This is a genomic window from Amycolatopsis sp. NPDC005232 (assembly GCF_040607795.1).
Lineage (GTDB): Bacteria > Actinomycetota > Actinomycetes > Mycobacteriales > Pseudonocardiaceae > Amycolatopsis.
Map to the genome: position 1 here is coordinate 1 of NZ_JBEXHL010000061.1, position 18,056 is coordinate 18,056.

Annotated in this window: 18 protein-coding genes and 1 pseudogene; 3 read left to right on the forward strand and 16 right to left on the reverse strand. The window is 67.7% G+C overall.

Going from position 1 to position 18,056, the window contains the following annotated elements; genetic code table 11:
• Positions 1 to 621: 621 nt before the first annotated feature.
• The 3 genes and pseudogenes from ABZU76_RS49480 to ABZU76_RS49490 form a co-directional block, all read left to right on the forward strand.
• Positions 622 to 939, forward strand: coding sequence for an SDR family oxidoreductase (locus tag ABZU76_RS49480; RefSeq protein WP_354884827.1), 318 nt, complete (start codon positions 622 to 624; stop codon positions 937 to 939).
• Positions 936 to 1,682 (forward strand): SDR family oxidoreductase, encoded by a 747-nt coding sequence (locus ABZU76_RS49485; RefSeq protein ID WP_354884830.1) that lies wholly within the window; start codon positions 936 to 938, stop codon positions 1,680 to 1,682. Before ABZU76_RS49480 ends, ABZU76_RS49485 begins: the two co-directional genes overlap by 4 nt.
• 31 nt (positions 1,683 to 1,713) lie before the next feature.
• Positions 1,714 to 2,019: pseudogene (locus ABZU76_RS49490) on the forward strand (SDR family oxidoreductase); the annotation flags it as partial.
• Between the two features lie 704 nt (positions 2,020 to 2,723).
• Here the strand turns inward: ABZU76_RS49490 and ABZU76_RS49495 are convergent.
• From ABZU76_RS49495 to ABZU76_RS49570, 16 genes are all read right to left on the reverse strand, one after another.
• A complete protein-coding gene (locus tag ABZU76_RS49495) occupies positions 2,724 to 4,301 on the reverse strand; it encodes a gamma-glutamyltransferase family protein (protein WP_354884831.1) in 1,578 nt (525 codons plus the stop codon).
• Entirely contained in the window at positions 4,298 to 5,200 is a 903-nt protein-coding gene (locus tag ABZU76_RS49500) for an alpha/beta hydrolase (RefSeq protein ID WP_354884833.1), read from the reverse strand. The genes ABZU76_RS49495 and ABZU76_RS49500 overlap by 4 nt, the downstream gene beginning before the upstream one ends.
• Before the next feature lie 219 nt (positions 5,201 to 5,419).
• Entirely contained in the window at positions 5,420 to 6,304 is an 885-nt protein-coding gene (locus tag ABZU76_RS49505) for a hypothetical protein (RefSeq protein ID WP_354884836.1), read from the reverse strand.
• A 108-nt stretch (positions 6,305 to 6,412) separates the two neighbouring features.
• A complete protein-coding gene (locus tag ABZU76_RS49510) occupies positions 6,413 to 7,192 on the reverse strand; it encodes a hypothetical protein (protein WP_354884839.1) in 780 nt (259 codons plus the stop codon).
• Positions 7,193 to 7,204: 12 nt separating this feature from the next.
• On the reverse strand, positions 7,205 to 7,672 hold the full coding sequence (locus ABZU76_RS49515) for a VOC family protein (RefSeq protein WP_354884842.1): 468 nt from the start codon (positions 7,670 to 7,672) through the stop codon (positions 7,205 to 7,207).
• Positions 7,669 to 8,577 (reverse strand): LLM class flavin-dependent oxidoreductase, encoded by a 909-nt coding sequence (locus tag ABZU76_RS49520; RefSeq protein WP_354884845.1) that lies wholly within the window; start codon positions 8,575 to 8,577, stop codon positions 7,669 to 7,671. Before ABZU76_RS49520 ends, ABZU76_RS49515 begins: the two co-directional genes overlap by 4 nt.
• Complete coding sequence (gene dmpG, locus ABZU76_RS49525) at positions 8,574 to 9,605, reverse strand: 4-hydroxy-2-oxovalerate aldolase (protein ID WP_354884848.1); 1,032 nt, start codon at positions 9,603 to 9,605, stop codon at positions 8,574 to 8,576. Before dmpG ends, ABZU76_RS49520 begins: the two co-directional genes overlap by 4 nt.
• A complete protein-coding gene (locus ABZU76_RS49530) occupies positions 9,602 to 10,483 on the reverse strand; it encodes an acetaldehyde dehydrogenase (acetylating) (protein ID WP_354884851.1) in 882 nt (293 codons plus the stop codon). Before ABZU76_RS49530 ends, dmpG begins: the two co-directional genes overlap by 4 nt.
• Positions 10,480 to 11,250 carry a fumarylacetoacetate hydrolase family protein gene (locus ABZU76_RS49535; RefSeq protein ID WP_354884854.1) on the reverse strand — a complete coding sequence of 257 codons (771 nt, stop codon included), beginning with the start codon at positions 11,248 to 11,250 and terminating at the stop codon, positions 10,480 to 10,482. The genes ABZU76_RS49530 and ABZU76_RS49535 overlap by 4 nt, the downstream gene beginning before the upstream one ends.
• A complete protein-coding gene (locus ABZU76_RS49540; protein ID WP_354884857.1) occupies positions 11,247 to 11,786 on the reverse strand; it encodes a fumarylacetoacetate hydrolase family protein in 540 nt (179 codons plus the stop codon). The genes ABZU76_RS49535 and ABZU76_RS49540 overlap by 4 nt, the downstream gene beginning before the upstream one ends.
• Positions 11,787 to 11,833: 47 nt before the next feature.
• Positions 11,834 to 12,769, reverse strand: a complete 936-nt coding sequence (locus ABZU76_RS49545; RefSeq protein WP_354884860.1) for an SDR family NAD(P)-dependent oxidoreductase — start codon at positions 12,767 to 12,769, stop codon at positions 11,834 to 11,836.
• Between the two features lie 178 nt (positions 12,770 to 12,947).
• Positions 12,948 to 14,687, reverse strand: a complete 1,740-nt coding sequence (locus ABZU76_RS49550; protein WP_354884862.1) for an FAD-dependent oxidoreductase — start codon at positions 14,685 to 14,687, stop codon at positions 12,948 to 12,950.
• 33 nt (positions 14,688 to 14,720) lie between these two features.
• Positions 14,721 to 15,044 carry a Dabb family protein gene (locus ABZU76_RS49555; RefSeq protein WP_354884865.1) on the reverse strand — a complete coding sequence of 108 codons (324 nt, stop codon included), beginning with the start codon at positions 15,042 to 15,044 and terminating at the stop codon, positions 14,721 to 14,723.
• Between the two features lie 40 nt (positions 15,045 to 15,084).
• Positions 15,085 to 15,435 (reverse strand): antibiotic biosynthesis monooxygenase, encoded by a 351-nt coding sequence (locus ABZU76_RS49560; protein WP_354884868.1) that lies wholly within the window; start codon positions 15,433 to 15,435, stop codon positions 15,085 to 15,087.
• A gap of 34 nt (positions 15,436 to 15,469) precedes the next feature.
• Complete coding sequence (locus ABZU76_RS49565) at positions 15,470 to 16,522, reverse strand: ABC transporter permease (protein WP_354884871.1); 1,053 nt, start codon at positions 16,520 to 16,522, stop codon at positions 15,470 to 15,472.
• On the reverse strand, positions 16,522 to 18,033 hold the full coding sequence (locus ABZU76_RS49570; RefSeq protein WP_354884874.1) for a sugar ABC transporter ATP-binding protein: 1,512 nt from the start codon (positions 18,031 to 18,033) through the stop codon (positions 16,522 to 16,524). Before ABZU76_RS49570 ends, ABZU76_RS49565 begins: the two co-directional genes overlap by 1 nt.
• Positions 18,034 to 18,056 lie beyond the last annotated feature (23 nt).

Genomic DNA, 18,056 nt, shown 5'->3' on the forward strand with positions numbered 1-18,056 from the left:
GGCTACCCGCACGACATGCTCGCCAGTGACCACATCCGCACTGCGACCGCAGGCGACCTGAAGATCCAAACCCGCCGCTGATACCCGACCCAGCGTTGAATGCACAGCACCATCGCCGTCCCCGGGTGATCATCGACACGCTCGGCTGTCGCCGTTGGCGACGAGTGTCCCCGGACGGCCAGGCCGACGGTGACCGGCCTGGCCGTGCTCAGCGCTCTGAACCCGGCGACGGCGTTCCAGGACCGGCTCGTGGTCCTGTCGCGCGGGCGCGGAACGTGCCGGGCGGAATGGGAATCCCCTACGAGGCCTGCTGAAATTTCGCCTGTGCCTCCTACTCTTTCCAGTCGAACGGGCAAAACGCAATTGAAGGAAACTTTGGCATAACCACAATGCAGAACGGATCGGGAACGCGGGAACTCGTGGGAAACCGGGCCGTGGTCACGGGTGGTTCTCGTAGAATCGGCGCGGCAATCGCACGTCAGCTTTGCGGCGGCGGAGCAGGCGTCTGGTGGGCCCGACATCGGGGTTCACAACGTTGGTGGGGGCACAGCCGCATAAGGGTGCGTTGGCCATCGCTGATGAGGAGTGGAAGGACGCGCTGGACCCGAACTCCTGTCATCGGTGCGGCTCGACTCGTTGTTCGCGCCGGGGATGCGGGAGCGGCGTTCGGGCGCGATCGTGCCCGTCACCGCCGCCGCGACGCCCACCGTCGCCCCACCGTTCCTGCACTCCACGGTGGCGAAGGCGGCGCTGGAGAACTACAGCCGGGGGCCGGTGCTGGAGCTGGCCTCGTTCGGGGTCCGGGTCAACATCGTGTCTCCCGGCCGGACCGCCACCCCTGGCGGCGAGGCGACGCGGGAGCAGTGGGCAAGGACTGACACCGGCGGCATTCCCGTGGGACCGAATTGCGACCACCAAGAACGAAAGGACGCGGAATGAATGCGTACAGCGACAAGAACGCAGTGATCACGGGCGGCAGCAGCGGCATTGGGCTCGGGATCGCGAGGCTGCTGGTGGACGGCGGCGCGCGCGTGGTGATCACCGGTCGTTCCCAGGCTGCGCTCGACGCGGCGCGGGAACAGCTCGGTGAGAACCTGATCACCGTCCGAGGCGATGTGGCGTCCCTGCCGGACCTGGATGCGATGGCGGACCAGGTGAAGACCGAACTCGGCACGGTCGAGGCCTTGTTCGTCAACGCCGGCATCTCACCCCTCACGCCCTTCGAGTCGACGACCGAGGAGATGTACGACGAGCTGTTCGCGATCAACGTCAAGGGCGCGTTCTTCACCGTGCAGAAGCTCGCCCCGCTGCTGAGCACAGGCGCCGGCGTCGTCCTCACCACCTCGGTCGCGAACGTCATGGGCTTGCGGGAGACCAGTGTCTACGCGGCCGGAAAGGCGGCGTTGCGCTCGATGGCCCGCAGTTTCTCCGGTGAGCTGATTCCGCGCGGAATCCGTGTCAACGCGATCAGCCCCGGTCCCATCGACACGGGAGTCCTGGACAAGATGAACCTGACCGAAGAGGCCGCCGCGCAGTTCAAGGCTGAGCGGATCGCGCAAAATCCCATGCGGCGGTACGGCACCCCCGCCGAGATCGCCCGTGCGGCCGCGTTCCTCGCCTTCGACGCCACCTACACCACCGGCATCGAGCTCGCCGTCGACGGCGGCACCACCCAGCTCTGAGTCTCGATTGACTTGACAAGGTTTCGGCGCAGCGCAACTGCTGCACGAGCGCGGCGCGAAGGTCCTGGTAACCGGTGGAAACCCGGAATCGATTCGGCCGGCGCGCGCCGCGCTCCCCGGCGAGGTCGCAATCGTGGAGGCGGACGTAGCGTCGCTCGGCGACACCGACCGTCTCATCGGGGAAGTCCGTGACCGCTTCGGCGGCTCCCTCACCGGCGTGTTCCTGAACGCCGGAGTCAACAAAGCGATGCCGCTCGAAGCAGTCGACGAGGATACGTGCGACGAGGTGTTCGCCACAAATGCCAAAGGGCAGTCCACTCACTGCCTGCCTTCATAAGTGGCCCAGTCGCCGGTCTTGAGCTGTTCAGCCGGCCCGAGGAGCTTTTGATGTCCGTATATCTGAGCATGTAGCGTGTTCGTTTCTCCAGCCCGGACGCGTACTAGACGTTCGCCGTGGTGTTCGGGGACACCCGCCACCACCTCATGACCAAGCCGGGATTCATCCACCTCACCTGGTGGGTCCACCCCGACTATCCGACCTGGTACAACGCTGCAGGACAAGGAGTTCGAGCTCCGTCAAGAGCAAGCCGTACTTGCCGAGCCGTGTCCCAAATGCGGTTTCCACTCCCCGGTCATGTCCCCAACCGCGAACAGTACCGCGGTCTTCAAAGACATCGCAGCAGTCGAGAGTGCCGAAGTTTCGCCGGCGAGTGACAGCTGATATCCGTGCTTTATCCGAGCGGCCGCCAGGCCGAGGGATTTCCCCTGGCCTGGCGGCACCGACGGCGCCCTCAGCTCGGCTACTCCCCCGGCGTCCCACCGACCCAGAACTCACGAATGTCCGGCGCGACACGCCGCCTCGTCGCAACGAGGTCCTGGTGGGCCGGAGGCGGCGGGTACCCCGTACCGAGACGAGATCGTGGGACGTGACCACCATGGCGTACTCGAACTGGTCGTCGGGTCCCGCCCAGCGCCCAGCAGACCATCAGGATGTGCTCCGCGACGACGTCGTCCGGCTGCTGGGTGAACTCCGCCAGCGGCTCACCCGGGCTCGGGCGCGGCACCGTCACTGCGAGGGTCCGCTCCCGCTTGGACCCGGTCACCGTCGATGAGAATCGCGTGGGCGTGTCCCATCATCTCGTCGTGCGCCGGGACGAGCTTCACCTTGTGGCCCAGGCGCCGCAGCTCGGCGATCACGTCGGCGCCGAAGTGCTCCTCAACGTGCAGCTGGTCGTCCGCGTCACCGGGGAAGAGCTGACCGCTCAACACGCGGGGCGCAGCGACGGCCTCGGCGGGACTCGCGCCCGCCAGTACGCGCAGGAGCACTTGGACGTTGGTCTGGGGCTGTCCCTCCCCGCCCATCGTCCCGAACACGAGCCAAGGCCGGTTGTCCTTGAGCGCCATCGACGCCATCAAGGTGTGCACGGGCCGCTTCCCGGGGGCGATCACGTTCGGATGCTCCTTGTCCAGGGAGAAGTACGCGCCCCGGTTCGCCATGAGCACCCCCGTACCGGCTGGGACGAAACCCGAGCCGAACGGGTGGTAGATGCTCTGGATGACCGAGCACGCGTTGCCGCACCGGTCGACGGCGCCGAGGTAGACCGTGTCCCCCTCCAGCGGCTTCGACGAGCCCGCCGTCAGCACGCTCGCGTCGTCAGCCACCCTTCGCGCGTGGTCGAGGCTCGACAGCATGTCGACCGGGACCGTGACGTGCGCGGGGTCGCCCAGGTACCGGTTGCGGTCGATATAAGCCAGCCGTCTCGCCTCGAGGAAGGCGTTGAGCTGACGGGCCGAGCCAGGGGCAGCCCTGCCCCCTTCGAGCAGGCACAAGAGGTTCAGCATCTCCAGTGCGGTGACGCCCTGGCTGTTCGGAGGCGTCGTGACCACCTGGACGCCGTCGAACCGCGTTGTCACCGGCTGCACCCAGAGCGACGCGTGGGCTTTCAGATCGTCGGCGGTCAGCAGGCCGCCGGCTTCGGCTGTGCCACGGGCCAGGGCCTCGCCCAGCTCACCGCGGTAGAAGTCGGCGAATCCGGCGTCCGCGAGGCGGTCGAGCGTCGCCGCCAATGCCGGCTGCCGGAAGGTGGCCCCAGCCGGCAGCGGCTCCCCGGCTTCGGTGAACACCGTCGCGAGACCGGGATCGCCGGTCAGGAGTTCGCGGTCCTTGGCCATCCACCCGGCGAGCTTGGGCGTGATCTCCACTCCGTCGCGCGCTGCTTTGGCCGCGGGGCGCAGCAGGTCCGCGACCGGGATGCTGCCGAACCTCCGGGAGCCGTCGTCCCAGCCGGCGGCCGCCCCGGGCACTGCCAGCGAAAGCGGGCCCTTCACAGGCACCCGTGTGTGCCCACGCCGTGCGTACTCTTCCGGAGTGGCCGACCGTGGGGCGCCGCCTGAGCCGTTGAGGCAGTGGACCCGCGACGTCGCGGCGTCGAAGTACAGGATCCAGATGTCTCCGCCGAGCCCGCACATGTGCGGATAACAAGCCCAGAGCATGGCGTTCGTCGCGAGCGCCGCGTCGAGTGCGTTGCCGCCGGCGGCGAGCACGTCGTGTCCGGTCTCGGTCGCACGCCAGTGGGGTGAGACGACAGCCGAGTTCGAGTGGCTCCGGCGCACGGTCATCGCCCCCCTCCCACGAACTCCAGGACCTGCGCGACGAACTCGTCCCGGCGTTCGAGCTGCACCCAGTGGCCGCAGTTGCCGAACGTGTGCAGCTGCGACGGCTTGATCGCCCGGTGCACCCGGATCGCGAGCTCGACCGGGAGAACCTTGTCGTCACGGCCGTGAAGGATCAGCGTCGGCGTCTCGATCGCCGCGAGCTCTGCCTCCGGGGTCGCTTTGATCACCGCCTCGCTCTCCTTGCCCGGCGCCGGCGCGATCTTGTGCGTCGCCTGCTGCGAACCGGGCCGGACGCTCGCCGCGTAGCGGCGGTCGACCATCTCCGGGGTGAGCAGCGCCGGGTCGAACGGAAAGAGGCTCAGGATCCGCTCCAGCTCCCCTCGGCTGCCGTCGTAGCGAGCGGCGAGCTGGTGCGCCTCGCTCATCGGAACATCGCCCGCCGCGGAGCCCATCAGAACGAGCCGCTCGATGCGCCGGGAATCACGAAGGGAAGCGGCCATCGCGAGCATGCCACCGAACGAGTTGCCCACGACCGGCGCCCCGGTGGCGCCGACGGCGTCCATGAACGCGAACAGGTGATCAACCCAGAACGCCATGCCGTACTCGCCGTCCGGCTTGCGCTCGGTAGCGCCGAAGCCCGGGATGTCCGGCGCCAGCACGCGCCGTCGGCGCGACAGATCCGGGATCACCCCGGCCCAGTTCTCCCAGGCCGACACACCGGGTCCCGACCCGTGAAGAAGCACCAGCGGCTCTCCGCTCCCGGCTTCCAGGTAGTGCGTCCGAAGGCCCGCGGCGACCACTGTCCGTCCCACAGCCGGATCGGCTGGATCGAAGCTGATCGACTGGTCCACCGCGCTAGCCTCCGACCAGGGTTGTGTGGAGCCTGCGCGAAAACGCTTCACTGATCACGGGAATCCTTCTTCCTCTTGATGCGTCCCATACCGAGGTCGCCTCACGAGCGGCTTCCGGCCCCCCGCGCGGTGACGTCGCGCTGCCCACGAACAAGGCGCATTCCCCGCTGCGCACGGAACAACGTTTCCCCTCATCCGTCGCACGGGCCCACCGCGGCCACGTGGCCCGTGCGACGTGTCGACCGAATCCGGTCTGTCCTATCCCGGTGCTCAGCTCTTCAGCAGCGTGGCGCTGGCCGCGATGCCCATCCCGGTGATCCACTCGGTCACGGGCTCGTACGCCACGGTCGTGAGCGGCCCGCGACCGGCGAAGGCAGCGGCGATCCAGGTCCGCACCTCGGCTCCGCCGGTGCCGGCCGCCACGAGATCGTCGGCGGTCAACTCGGCCAGCCGTTCCCATTCCGTGCCGGCGAGCCCGTCGAGGAACTGACGATCCCACTCCGGGTTGATCGCCTTCGCCGCACCGGCGAGCTGTTCGACGAGCAGCTTCTGACGCTCGGACTCGGTCATTTCATCGGCACCGGCCGGCTGCGACGGAGGGGTGTGTGAGATGCCGCCCGAGCCCACCACGAGCACCCGTTCGCCCTCGGGTACCTGCCTGCGGATGAACTCGCCCACCGCGGCGCCGAGGGTGGCGGTACGCGCCGCTGTCGCCAGTGGCCGCTCGATGCAGTTGATGAGGATCGGCACCACGGGAACCGCGGCGATCGAGCCGAAAAGATCCTTCATGGACAAGCCGAAACCGTGATCGAGTCGCAGCCGCGGGGCCACAGCGGTGTCCACGCCGGCTGCCACGAGGTGGTCGCCGAGGGCGACGGCCGTGCCGCGCGGAACGTCGTAGTCGTCCTCGGGCAGGTCCCACTCGGCATACCCGTCGGCGGACTCGACCACCGTGAAGCACGGCGCGATCCCGGTCAGCGCGCGCCCGTGGTCGGGGCCGAAGAAGACGACGAGCGTGGGGTTGAACGCCTCCACGGCGGACTTCAGCCGGGCCATCCCGTCCCTGAAACGAAGACCCTGGCGGTGCTCGGTGTCCCCGACCATCAGCGGGCTGTGGGACAGGGCTACCGCGGCGATCTGGGGTTCGGTACTCATCAACGTGCTCCTTCGCTGCACAGATGGCTGTCAGACCGGTTCGCTGAGACAGCCGATAGGTGGGGGATGTCGACGGGCTCTTGCGTGGTGCACCGCGTCGATCGACGCTCAGACGGCTTTCGGCCACTGGGACACCAGCTCGAAGATCCCCGTCTGGTAGACCGGGTCGAGCAGGAACGAACCTTCCGGAGGGGGCGGGATCGACCTGCCCGGCTCGAACACGCCCGTCTTGGAGCCCTCCAGATGGCCGGCATACAAGACTTCGACATCCCTGGCGAGGTCGTCGGAGTCGAACTCGCACACCGCCAGGTTATGCGGCAGCGTGGTCGTGAGACGAGGAAGCTGCACGCTGCTGGGCCGGTACAAGCCGCAGGCGATCAGCCCGGGAGAACGCGTCACCTGCTTCAGGTGTGGTTCCCACCACCCGTTGACCTCCTCCTCCCTCTCCGGAGAGGTCGGCGAGCCGAAGACGAGCATGATTTGCCTGCGCGCCGGCGGCGGCGGTGGCAGTCCGTGACCGGGAGCCTCGTTCCCGTGGTCTTCGGGATACTCGGAATCCAGGTTGTACACCGCCGACTGGTAGTCCGGGTCGAGCGTGAAGGTGTCCTCGGCGGGAGGACCGATCCTCCGGGTCAGGCTGCTCGCCCACAGCGTCTTGAACGCCCCTTCGAGGTCGTTGGTGTCGAACTCGTAGAGCGCCATCGTCTGCGGCAGGGTGGTCGTGAGACGGGGCAGCTGCACGCTGCTGGGCTTGAACAGCTGCGCTGAGATCAGGCCGGGAAGCGTGCACATCTCGATCAGATGCGGCTCGTACCAACGGCTGACCTCCTCGGCTTTGTCCGAAGCGGCCGGCGAACCGAAAACCAGGTAGATCGTCTTAGCGCTCAAGGCACAACTCCTTCACGAGCCGCCGACTTCGAGGTGCATGCTGTCGCCGGGGGGAATTTCACCGAGCTCGATGATGTTGCCGTCGGGATCCTTCCCGTACACCGACGCGTTGTTGCCGAAGCGCACAGCGGAAGGGTGCACGAACGTCATGCCCAGCTCTGCCAGCCGGTCGTACTCCGCGTCGATATCCGAGACATCGATCATGAAGTGGGTGTACCCGAAGTCGTTCGCCTTCCGGGGCGAAAGCGGACCTCCGGCCGGCGACGACCACTCGAACAACTCGATGAAGCAGTTCTGCGCCTTCATCATCACCACGCGCGCGGCCGCGCCGGGCAGGCCGACGACCAGAGACGCCACCGGCTCATCCTTGAGGTCGAACTCCTCGCCCACCGCCTCGAAGCCGAACGCCTTCTCGTAGAAGGACTTCAGCCGGTCCAGGTCCAGTGTGTGGATGCCGATGTGGTGGATACCGCGGATCATGCCGGCCTCCGGTCGTCCGAGGACTTGGACTTGACCGCGTCGATCACCGGAGCGAGCTCCTCGGGCGTCGGCGCCCGCAGGGACTGGTACGTGATGCCCAGATCGGTGCGGCGCCGGATGATCTGATCGGTGACCTGCTCCAAGCTGCCCACCAACATTTTGGGCGATTCGAAAATCTGCTCAGGACTCAGGTAGATGTGTGTCTTCGCGAGCTCGGCCAGTGCCGCGTCGGTGTCGTCGGTCAGGATCACCGAAGCGCTGGTGCCGATCTCCAGCAGGTCGGCCCGCGCGCCGGCATGGTCACGTAGCCGGTCCAGGTACTTCGCAGTGGCCGCCCGCTCCGGGATCACCTCGTACGACGCCAGTCCCTCGGCCTTCGGTACCGGCGGGACCGAGGCGATCAGGAAGGTGTCGGCTTCCTCGGCCGCCAGCTTCAACGCCCGGTCCACCGTTCCCGCGATCGCCAGTCGCGGCCGCTGCACGAAGCCGGGAGTGATACCGGGCTCGGCCACTGTCGCCTTGATCGCCGCGACCGTCTCCTGCAGCCGATTGAAGCGCTCGTCCCGTGTTTGAGGCATCAAGCCACGGGTGTCCGGCAGCGAAATACCGGACCCTAGCGCGATTTCCAGGCGCCCATTGCTGATCCGGTCCAACGTCGCCAGGTCCCGGCAGACCGTCACCGGGTTCCACAACGCGGTGTTCAGCACGAACGGGCCGAGCTTGATCTTGCTGGTCGCCCGCGCCACCGCCGCCAACGCGACCAGCGGCGACAGCGTGCCGGCGAAGTCGATGATCTGGAACACGTCGAAGCCGACTCGCTCAGCTCGGACCGCCTCGTCGACGAGCTTGTCGACGTCGAGTGCGTTACCGCTGAACCCGAACCTGAATTCCTTTACCGTGCTCATCCCCGCACTCCTGCTCCGGCCGGGAGATCTGCCTTTCCGGCCAGCTCCGCGGCCACGTCGATGATCATGTCCTCCTGACCGCCGATGACACCACGACGACCGAGCTCGAGCAGGATTTCACGACTGTCGACGCCGTACTTCTCGGCCGCGCGCTTGGCGAACAGGAAGAAGGTGCCGTAGACGCCCGCATAGCCGATGGTGAGCGCGGTGGCATCGATGACCTGTGGACGCGGCATGATCGGCGCGACGATGTCCTCGGCGACGTCGACCAGGTCGAAGAGGTTGATCCCGGTTTCGTGGCCGTCGCGCTGCAGAGCAGCGACGAGGACCTCGGTGGCCGCGTTGCCGGCGCTGGCGCCCAGGCCACGCAGTGAGCCGTCGACGTAGGTGGCACCCGCGTCGATCGCCGCCAGCGTGTTGCCGACCGCGCAGCCGAGGTTGTTGTGGGCGTGGAAGCCCACCTCGCACGACACCCTGGCCCGCATCGCCGCGACGCGCGCTGCCGCGCCCGACGGGGTCAGCGCGCCGGCGGAATCCACCGTGTAGACGACGTGCGCGCCGTATCCGTCGAGCAGCGCGGCCTGCTCTGCCAGTGCTTCGGGGCTGATCATGTGGCTCATCATCAGGAAGCAGAGGACCTCGAGCCCCTGCTCTCGTGCCCACCTGACCGCCTGCTCGGCGCAGTCTGCCTCCGTGCAGTGCACGGCGATCCGCACGGCCTGTGCACCGCACTCCTTCGCGACGGCGAGGTCCTTCAGCGTCGCGATCCCGGGGACGTAGAGCACGGCGATCCGTGCCTCCTCGACCGCCTGCACCGCGGCGGTGATGTACTCCGCGTCGGAGTGCGCCGCACGGCCCAGCTGCAGCGATGAGCCACCGAGGCCGTCTCCGTGTGTGACCTCGATCAGCTTGACCCCAGCGCGATCGAGACCCGCGGCGATCGCCGAGACCTGGTCGGTGGTGAACTGGTGCGAGAAGGAGTTGGCTCCGTCCCGCATGGTGGTGTCGACGACGTGCAGGCGAGTCATGCCATCACCTCGGCGCCGGTCATGCGGCGGGCCACCGCGTCGCCCACCCGGGTGGCCGCCGCGGTGATGATGTCCAGGTTGCCCGCGTAGACCGGCAGGAAGTCGCCGGCGCCCTCGACCTCGAGCATCACCGTGACCTGCTCACCTTCGACGTCGAACAGCCGCAGGCGGTAGCCGGGCACGTACTCCTGGACGTGACCGATCATCTCCATGACGCTTTTCTCGATTCGTTCCGGATCGACGTTTTTAACCAGTGCGTAGACCGTGTCGCGCATCAGCATGGGCGGCTCGGCGGGGTTGATGACCGAGAGGGCCTTGCCCCGGTCGGCGCCGCCGGGGTTCTCCAGTGCCCGCGCGGTCTTCTCGGAGAATTCCGAGAGGTTCTGGCGCGTCCCCGGGCCTGCGCTGGCGCTGGCGATCGCCGCGACGATCTCGCCGTAGGAGACGTCGGCGACGCGATCGATCGCGTGCATGATCGGGATCGTCGCCTGCCCGGCGCACGACACCATGTTCATGTTGGGCGCGTCGATGTGGTCTTCCAGGTTCACCGGCGGGACAACGTACGGACCGATCGAGGCAGGCGTCAGGTCGATCGCCTTGATCCCCGCCTCCGCGTAGCGGGGCGCCGCGGCTGCGTGGACCTTGGCCGAGGTGGCCTCGAAGACGAGGTCGGGCAGTTCCGGTCGCGACAGCAGCCAGTCGACGCCCTCGGCCGAGGTCTCCAGGCCCATCTTCCGCGCGCGGGCAAGGCCCTCGCTGGCGGGGTCGATGCCGATCAGGTAACGCGGCTCGATGAGCGTCGAGCGCTGCAGCTTGTACATCAGGTCGGTCCCGATGTTGCCTGAGCCGACGATGGCCGCGGTGATCTGGCGGGTCATGTGAACCTCACGGTGAGTGGCGGATTGTTGGTGATGCGAAGCGTGATTTCGTCGCCGTGGGCGACATCCGGGGCACGGCCCAGCGCGCCCGAAAGGACGATCGAACCGGCAGACAGGTGCTCGCCGAAGCTCGCCAGCTTGCGTGCCAGCCAGGCGACGGCGCGTGCGGGATGGCCGAACGACTCGACGCCGACACCGGTGGCCGCGACGTGACCGTTCTGGTGCATGACCATGCCGAGCGTGCCGAGATCGGCGTGGCGCAACCCACGCGACCAGGGACCGAGCACGAACCCGCCGTAGGAGGCGTTGTCGGCGATCGTGTCGGCGATCGTCAGGCGCCAGTCCCGGATGCGCGAGTCGATGATCTCGATCGACACCGCCAGCGCCTCGGTCGCCGCCAGAACCTGCTGGGCGGTGGCGCCCTCGCCCAGATCCGCGCCGAGCAGGAACGCCAGCTCGCCCTCGACTCGCGGGGCCACGAACGTCTCCGCCGGCGCCTCCGCCCGCCCACCAGCCGCGACGTACTGGCGCGAGCCCCAGAGCGATCCGTAGTCGGGCTCATCGACGCCTGCCTGCGCGCGGATCGCGGCGCTGGTCAAACCGATCTTGCGGCCGACCACGCGCTCCCCGCCGGCCACTCGCATCGCGGTCCAGGCGTGCTGGACCTCGTACGCGTCCTCGCGGGTCAGCCCGTCGGATTCGGACAGCGGCATGACCGGCACCCCGGTCGTCCAAGCCTGCTCGAGGCGCTGCGCCAAGGGGCTCATGCCGCGTCCCGCAGGTCCGCCGACAGCGTCGCGCCGAGTGGTCCTTCGAGCAGCAACGTGCCCCGTGTGGCGCGAACGCCGGCCGCCGGGAAGCCCAGCAAGACCGCGTCGCCGGCGTGCAGGCCGCCGACCTCGGAGGCCCACCACGCGATCCGGGTCACCGGATCACCCAGTCTCGCCACCGGCTCCGCGGCGACCAGCTCACCGTCGAGCCGCAGGCGCAGTTCGCCCGCGAGCTCCAGCGGAAGCAGCTGTTCCCCGAGCAGAAAGCCACCGCCGGCGGCGCTTTCGAAGCCGTCCGCCGTCGCGTCGAGGATGTCGACGGTCAAGAACACGCCGGTGACCGCGCGGGCGGCATCGCCGGGCGACGCGCCCGCGGGGACGTCGGCCGCGAGCACCACCGCCAGCTTCGGCTCCAGCCGCGGCTTCCTGAACGCGGCCAGCTCGACGGCGGGCCCTTCGATATACGCGTCCGGCAGGAAAGTCTCCACGACGGGCGTCGAATCGTGTTCTCGCAACCGTATCGCCTTCGTCACTCTGATCTCCCGCTGTTCTTCCCATTTCGCATTGAATGCGCCCCCGCTCATCCGGTGGCGAGTCCCAGTCGCTTGGCGATGTGTCCCAGCTCGTCCGAGGCGCCGTCCGGCACCTCGTACCGCTCGGTGTCGACGATCTCGTCGAAGTGCCGCGCGACTTCTTCGGCGGTCGCCGGCACACCCAGCTCAGGTGTCGTCCAGCCGTTCGTGAGGCCTACGAACACCCGGCCGAACCAGCCGGCTCCCGCGGACAGGGCCAAGCCCGTATGAGCGCACTCCGGGGAGCAGAGGTAGACCACGAGCGGGCTCACGGCCTCGACTGACTTGTACGGCCCGAGACTCGCGTCGGGGCCGGCGAACTTCGCGTCCTTCAGGCTGGCGATGGGTCCCGCCGTCGACGTCATCGCTGACCCCCCGGCTTGCGGCAGGATCGCGTTGACGTGGATTCCGTGGTCCCTGCCCTCGGCGGCGAGCGCGCGCGTGAACCCGATGATCCCGGCCTTCGCGGTGGCGTACTCGCTGTAGCCCTGTTCGGGATACATCCCCGCGGCCGAGCCCGTCATCACGATCCGGCCCCGGCCTCGCTCCCGCATGATCCTCCACGCCGGCTGGGTCACGCAGAACGCACCGTTGAGATGCACCGCGAGCACAGCTTCGAAGTCGTCGAGGCTCAGGTCGGCGAAATCTCCGGCGCGCACGTTGCCCGCGTTGTTGACCAGGATGTCGACGGTGCCGAAGCTCTCGACCGCCTTCGCGACGATCGCTTTCCCCCCGTAGGCCGTCGCGACCGTGTCGCGCGAGGCGAGCCCCTTGCCTCCCTCGCGCTCGATCTCTTCGACGACGGCGTCGGCCGCATCGCCGTCGATGTCATTGACGACGACCGCCGCTCCTCGCCGAGCGAGTTCGAGGCAGTAGCCACGACCGAGATTCCGGCCGCCGCCGGTGACGATCGCCACCTGCCCGGTGAAATCCAGCTGAGACAAGGCGGGCCTCCCAGACCTGCGGATGGATGGACTGACCGGACCTGTGACACGGCCATCTTCGGATTCTGGCCAGTCCAGAACAACGGGCAATCGGCCGCACGAAGACTCGAAATAGGTTTGCTAACTTTGCGGTAATGCTATCCCTTGGACTGTTGGTCTGACAAGTGTCGCCAACGTTTCACCGCCGATCGGGGGCCGCGGCGTGCCGGCCGGCGCGCCAGGCGTAGGTGATCATCGGACCGAGCGTGGCACCGCCGCCCCAGTACGCCTTGCCCGACGGAGACGCTGCGCAGTTGCCCACGGCGTAGAGGCCGGTGATGGGAGCGCCGTTGCCGTCGAGCACCCTGCCGTGGGTGTCGGTGCGCGGACCACCTTTGGTGTCGAGCATCCCGGCCGCCAGGATCACCGAGTAGAAGGGACCTTTCTCGGCGAGCGGTGCCATCGTGGAGTTGCCGTTGGCCTCCGGTTCCATCCACCCCGCCTTGCCCGGACCGAAGGAGGCCGCCTGATTCGACGCGCCGCCGCCCAGCTGCGAATCGGTGCCGAGCTGGATGGCGTTCGACACGAGCCGATAGAGATACCGCTCGATCTCGGTGTCACCGCGCCGAAAGTCGTCGTCGCGGCCTTGAAGCGCGAAACCGTTGAACCGGTCGACCGTGGCCGCGAGCCGGCTGGAGAAGTCCGCGGCGAGTCGCAGACCCCCGATGGCGCCGGCCAGTTCGGCAAGACGTTCGTCGATGCGCTCGGCCAGCTGCTCGAGCGTGGCGCCCCGGATGACGTGACGGTCGTCCTCGCCGACCGCGGGCAAGGCTCCGCCGTCGAACGGGGTGCCGCGGAACGCGTCGTAGTTGGCCTGGTCGAAGACCGCGAACATGAGCATGTTCGGGTACTCGCAACGGATCCCGTCGAACTGCAGCATCGGTGCCGTGGCCTCGTTGTAGACCGACTTCTCGTTCATCGCCCGGCGGCCGTACCGGTTGACGCACAGCACGCTGTTGCCCACGACGCTGAAGGTCCCCGTCAACGTCGGATCACCCGCCAGCGCCCGCTCCAGCTGGATCGGGGCATTCCACGACTCGGACATGTTGCGCATGTCCGCGCCGAGCGCCTGCGCGATCGACACGAAGTCACCCTCGTTGCTGCGCGCCGCGCAGCCACCGAACACCGGACCGCGGATGAACGAGCGGCGCAGATCCACGTTGTGCGTGAAGCCGCCCGATCCGAAGATCACCGCCCGCGCCGCGTGGATGGCGCGCGAGCCGTGTGGGGTATCGGCCAGGACGCCGACGACGCGCTCGCCGTCCACGACGACGCTCACGACCCGGTGCTCCAGCTCGATCCTTCCTCCGCGCTGTTCGAGCGCCTCGCTCAGCTGCCGGACCAGTTCCGGTCCGTCCGCCGGATCGCCGTTCGGCGCGCGCGGCGCCAGCGTCCGGCCGTGCACGACCCGGTCGACCGCCGAGTAGAAGTTCGGGATGTCCGGCAACGGGATGGTGTCGAGTGCTCCCATCTCCGCGAGCCCGGCGAAGGCCCTGGCGCCCTCGTCGAGGAACAAGCAGATCCCTTCGTACTCCCAGTCCGGCAGCCCCAGGCTGGGGGCCTCGGGCCAGTACAGTTCCGGACGAGAAGTCCGCGCCATGTAGTGCAGCGCACCGTCACGGGAGTCCGCGAGCCCCAGCGCCCGCGTCCGGTGGTCGTCGGGAACCCAGGCGTTGCCGCCGGACTTCCGGGTCGTCCCACCGGTCTCGGCCGCCTTCTCCAGGGCGATCACCCTCGCGCCTCCGGCAGCGGCCATCACCCCTGCCACCAGCGCCGACGCCCCTGAACCGACGACGACCACGTCCACCCTGTCGTGCCAGCTCCCGACGTCCTCCGACGCCACCACCGGACGCCGCTCGCGCATCTTCGATGTGTGCATGTCCTGCCCTTCCTGACGTGAGCCGGGTCCGGTCTACAGGTCCGTCCAGAATCCCTTGATGTTCGAACCCAGCTCGAGGATCAACGAGACCAGGGCTTGGTGGATCGGATGCGGCGGATACGCCCGCACGGAGTCGAAGTTGTCGAACGTCAGCGACATCGCGTAGTCGAAGGAGTCCTCCGGCCCCTCCCAGTCGACCTGCGCCGTCCGCCGACCGTCCTGAATGGACAGGACACCCGGGATGTCCTGCTGCCGGGCGATGGCCTCGGAGATCACGCGGATCCCCTTCTCATCCTGGGGATCGTTCAGGGACCAGCAGACGAACAGGCGGTGCCGGGCCTCGGCGGGTGCGCTCATGGTTTTCTCCCATTTCTCCGTGTGATGGCTACGGCGGCCGTCAAAGGGACCGGAACAACGTGAAGAAACGAACCGGGGCGTCGGCGAACATGGCCTTCAGCCTGTCGCTCGCGTTGAAGAGTTCGGCGGTCACCGTGCCCGTGGCGAGCATCGCCTGCAGCACATCGCCGGTGTTCTCGTTGTGGTCGAGCAGCGCGTGGGAGTCGCTGTAGCTCTCGAGGAAAACGCACTCGGTCTCGTCTTCGTCGAGGTAGATCTCGTACTGCAGCGTCCCGGTGTCCCTGGCGCGCATGATCTCGACGCACTCCGCCGACAGGCGTTTGAACTCCTCGAGCTTGCCGTCGTGGATCTTGAGGCGGGCGATGCCCCTGAGCCCCGGTGTACCGGTCATCCTGTCCTCTCCCGATCGGTCCGTCGTGGGGTGCTCAAACGCCGCTACGGCTCCGCCTCACCGCCAGCGCCACGGCCGCGATCAGAGCCAGCCCGTTGAACAGATCGCTGACCCAAAACTGCGCTCCGACCAGCAACAGGCCTTTGACGCCGGTACCGAGCACGGCCACCGCGATCAAGGTGCCGAGCACGTTGGCGCGGCCGGAATGGATTTGTGTGGCGCCGAGGAAAACCGCAGCGAAAGCGGGGAGCAGGAAGGGCGGGCCCGCGGTCAGCGAGGCGGAGCCGATCATGGCCGCGAAGATGACGCCCGCCAGCGCCGCGATGGTGCCGGAGATCAGGAAGGAGGCGACGACCAGGCGATCGGTGCGCACTCCACTCAGGCGCGCCGCTAGTTCGTTCCCGCCCGTGGCGTACAACTTGCGCCCGACCGGCCGGAATTCCAACACGAAACCGATGACCAAGGCGACGACCGCCAGGTACACGACGGGCAACGGGATGCCAAGAACCGCGCCTTGGCCCAGTTCGACGAAGCTTTCGGAGATACCCGTGGTGATCTGCTGATTGTCGGACACCCAGTAGACGAGCGCCCCGAGGACCGAGGACGTGCCCAGGGTGGCGACGAACGAGTTGATGCGCAACCCGACGACGACGAATCCGTTGACCGCCCCGACCACCGTGCCGACCAGGAGTGTCAGCACCACCGCGACTGCCGCGTTCACGCCGATCGACTGCAACTTGCAGACGACGACGACGCTGAGTCCCAGCATGGCGGCGACGGAGATGTCGAAGACACCGGCGGCGTACGGCGCCAGGGACGCGAGCGCCAGAATCGCCGTGATCGCCTGTTGCAGGGCGATCCCTTTGAAGGTCTGGACGGTCAGGAACGTTTCCGGTACCCAGAGACCGAACACCAGAATGATCAGGGCGAGCACGTACAGCCCGCTGTAGCGGTCCATGCCGAGCTTGAGCCGGCGGCGGCCGGCCGGTGCACCGACGTCCTGCCGCACCGCGGATTCCGTGCCATCGGCGGCGGCCCGCGCCGTGCCCACGGGAGACATTTCGTTCACGCCTGCTTCCTTTTCCATCAGATGACCAGATCACCGAGGGTGTCGGCGTCGACTTCCGACCGGCTCAGTTCCCTGGCGATCACGCCCTTGCGCAACACCAGGGTCCGGTCGCACAACCGGGCGATTTCATCGTGATCCGAAGAGCAGAGCAGTATCGCTGTGTCGTTCGCGGCCGCCTGGTCCATCACCCGGTGGATCTCAGCTTTCGCCGCAACATCGACGCCACGCGTCGGATCATCCAGGACCAGGATCCTGGGCCGGGTCCGCAACACCTTCGCGAGCACGGCCTTCTGCTGATTGCCGCCGGACAAGTTCATGATGTTCGCAGTCGACGACGGTGGCTGGATGTCGAAAGTGTGCATCCATTCCTGGACACCGGCCCGCTCGGCGCGACGCCGGAGCACACCCCACTTCGCGAACGGCCCGAGGTCCGAGATCGTGATGTTCTCGTACACCGAGAATGTCGGGAAGACGCCGTATTTCCCTCGGTCGCCCGAAACGAACCACATGCCGTGCCGATGTGCGCGCGCGGGCGTGACCCTCCGGAGGGAGGAGGAGGTCACGCGAACGTCGCCCGATTTCCGGCGGACCAGACCGAGCAGCAGCGGCGGGAGTTCCTCCATGCCCGAGCCCAGCAGACCCGCGATGCCGAGGATCTCACCAGGCCACAGATCCAGATCGATGCCGTCGAGGACCGTGCCGGTCAGCCCCCGCACCGAGAGCGCCGGTTCACCCCCTTTGCGGGTGGCTGTCTGGGTTTCCACCGCGGCGAGCCGGCGTCCGGTCATCAGGTGGATCAACTTGTCCCGGTCGAGACCGGTCTTGTCGAAGGTGCCGATGCGAGTGCCGTCGCGCAAAACCGTGACCCGGTCGGCGATGCCGAGCACCTCGTCCAGATGGTGCGAGACCAGGATGACACCGACGCCTTCGTCTCGGATTCTTTCGACGACCTCGAACAACCGGCGCGCGTCCTGGCCGCCGAGCGATGCCGTCGGTTCGTCGAGGACCAGGAAGCGGACCCCGCCGTGCTCGGCACCCACATCGATCGCGCGCGCGATGGCGATCATCGTCCGCTGGGCGAGCGACAGGGACTCCACGGGAATCCGCACGTCGATGTGCACACCGAGCCGGTCGAGCAGTTTCCGGACCCGCTTGCGCTCGACGCGCCAGCGAATCCGGCCTCCCGAGACTTCGAAGCCCCGCCCGAGCCCGACGTTGTCGACCGAATCCATGTTCCCGATCAAGCCCAGTTCCTGGTGCACGAAGCGGATACCGTTGGCCTCCGCGTCATGCGAGTTGCCCAGGTGGAACGGGGCCTCGCCGATGAGCGCCCTGGCACCGGGATCGGGCTGGTGGAACCCGGCCAGGACCTTGATCATCGTCGACTTGCCGGACCCGTTCGACCCGATCAAGGCGTGCACCTCGCCGGGACGGACCTCGAAGTCGACCTCTCGCAGCGCGTGTTCTCCCCCGAAGGTCTTCGACAGGTTCTCGACGACCAACGGTTTTCCGGGTGAATTGGGTGCCATTTCAGCTTTTCTCCAGGAATCGC

What these genes read in the sequence shown, in the direction of transcription:
- ABZU76_RS49485 (WP_354884830.1), top strand. Translation starts at nt 936, where the DNA reads ATGAATGCGTACAGCGACAAGAACGCAGTGATCACGGGCGGCAGCAGC.
- ABZU76_RS49495 (WP_354884831.1), bottom strand. Translation starts at nt 4,301, where the DNA reads ATGACCGTGCGCCGGAGCCACTCGAACTCGGCTGTCGTCTCACCCCAC.
- ABZU76_RS49505 (WP_354884836.1), bottom strand. Translation starts at nt 6,304, where the DNA reads ATGAGTACCGAACCCCAGATCGCCGCGGTAGCCCTGTCCCACAGCCCG.
- ABZU76_RS49515 (WP_354884842.1), bottom strand. Translation starts at nt 7,672, where the DNA reads ATGATCCGCGGTATCCACCACATCGGCATCCACACACTGGACCTGGAC.
- ABZU76_RS49520 (WP_354884845.1), bottom strand. Translation starts at nt 8,577, where the DNA reads ATGAGCACGGTAAAGGAATTCAGGTTCGGGTTCAGCGGTAACGCACTC.
- dmpG (WP_354884848.1), bottom strand. Translation starts at nt 9,605, where the DNA reads ATGACTCGCCTGCACGTCGTCGACACCACCATGCGGGACGGAGCCAAC.
- ABZU76_RS49530 (WP_354884851.1), bottom strand. Translation starts at nt 10,483, where the DNA reads ATGACCCGCCAGATCACCGCGGCCATCGTCGGCTCAGGCAACATCGGG.
- ABZU76_RS49535 (WP_354884854.1), bottom strand. Translation starts at nt 11,250, where the DNA reads ATGAGCCCCTTGGCGCAGCGCCTCGAGCAGGCTTGGACGACCGGGGTG.
- ABZU76_RS49550 (WP_354884862.1), bottom strand. Translation starts at nt 14,687, where the DNA reads ATGCACACATCGAAGATGCGCGAGCGGCGTCCGGTGGTGGCGTCGGAG.
- ABZU76_RS49555 (WP_354884865.1), bottom strand. Translation starts at nt 15,044, where the DNA reads ATGAGCGCACCCGCCGAGGCCCGGCACCGCCTGTTCGTCTGCTGGTCC.
- ABZU76_RS49560 (WP_354884868.1), bottom strand. Translation starts at nt 15,435, where the DNA reads ATGACCGGTACACCGGGGCTCAGGGGCATCGCCCGCCTCAAGATCCAC.
- ABZU76_RS49565 (WP_354884871.1), bottom strand. Translation starts at nt 16,522, where the DNA reads ATGGAAAAGGAAGCAGGCGTGAACGAAATGTCTCCCGTGGGCACGGCG.
- ABZU76_RS49570 (WP_354884874.1), bottom strand. Translation starts at nt 18,033, where the DNA reads ATGGCACCCAATTCACCCGGAAAACCGTTGGTCGTCGAGAACCTGTCG.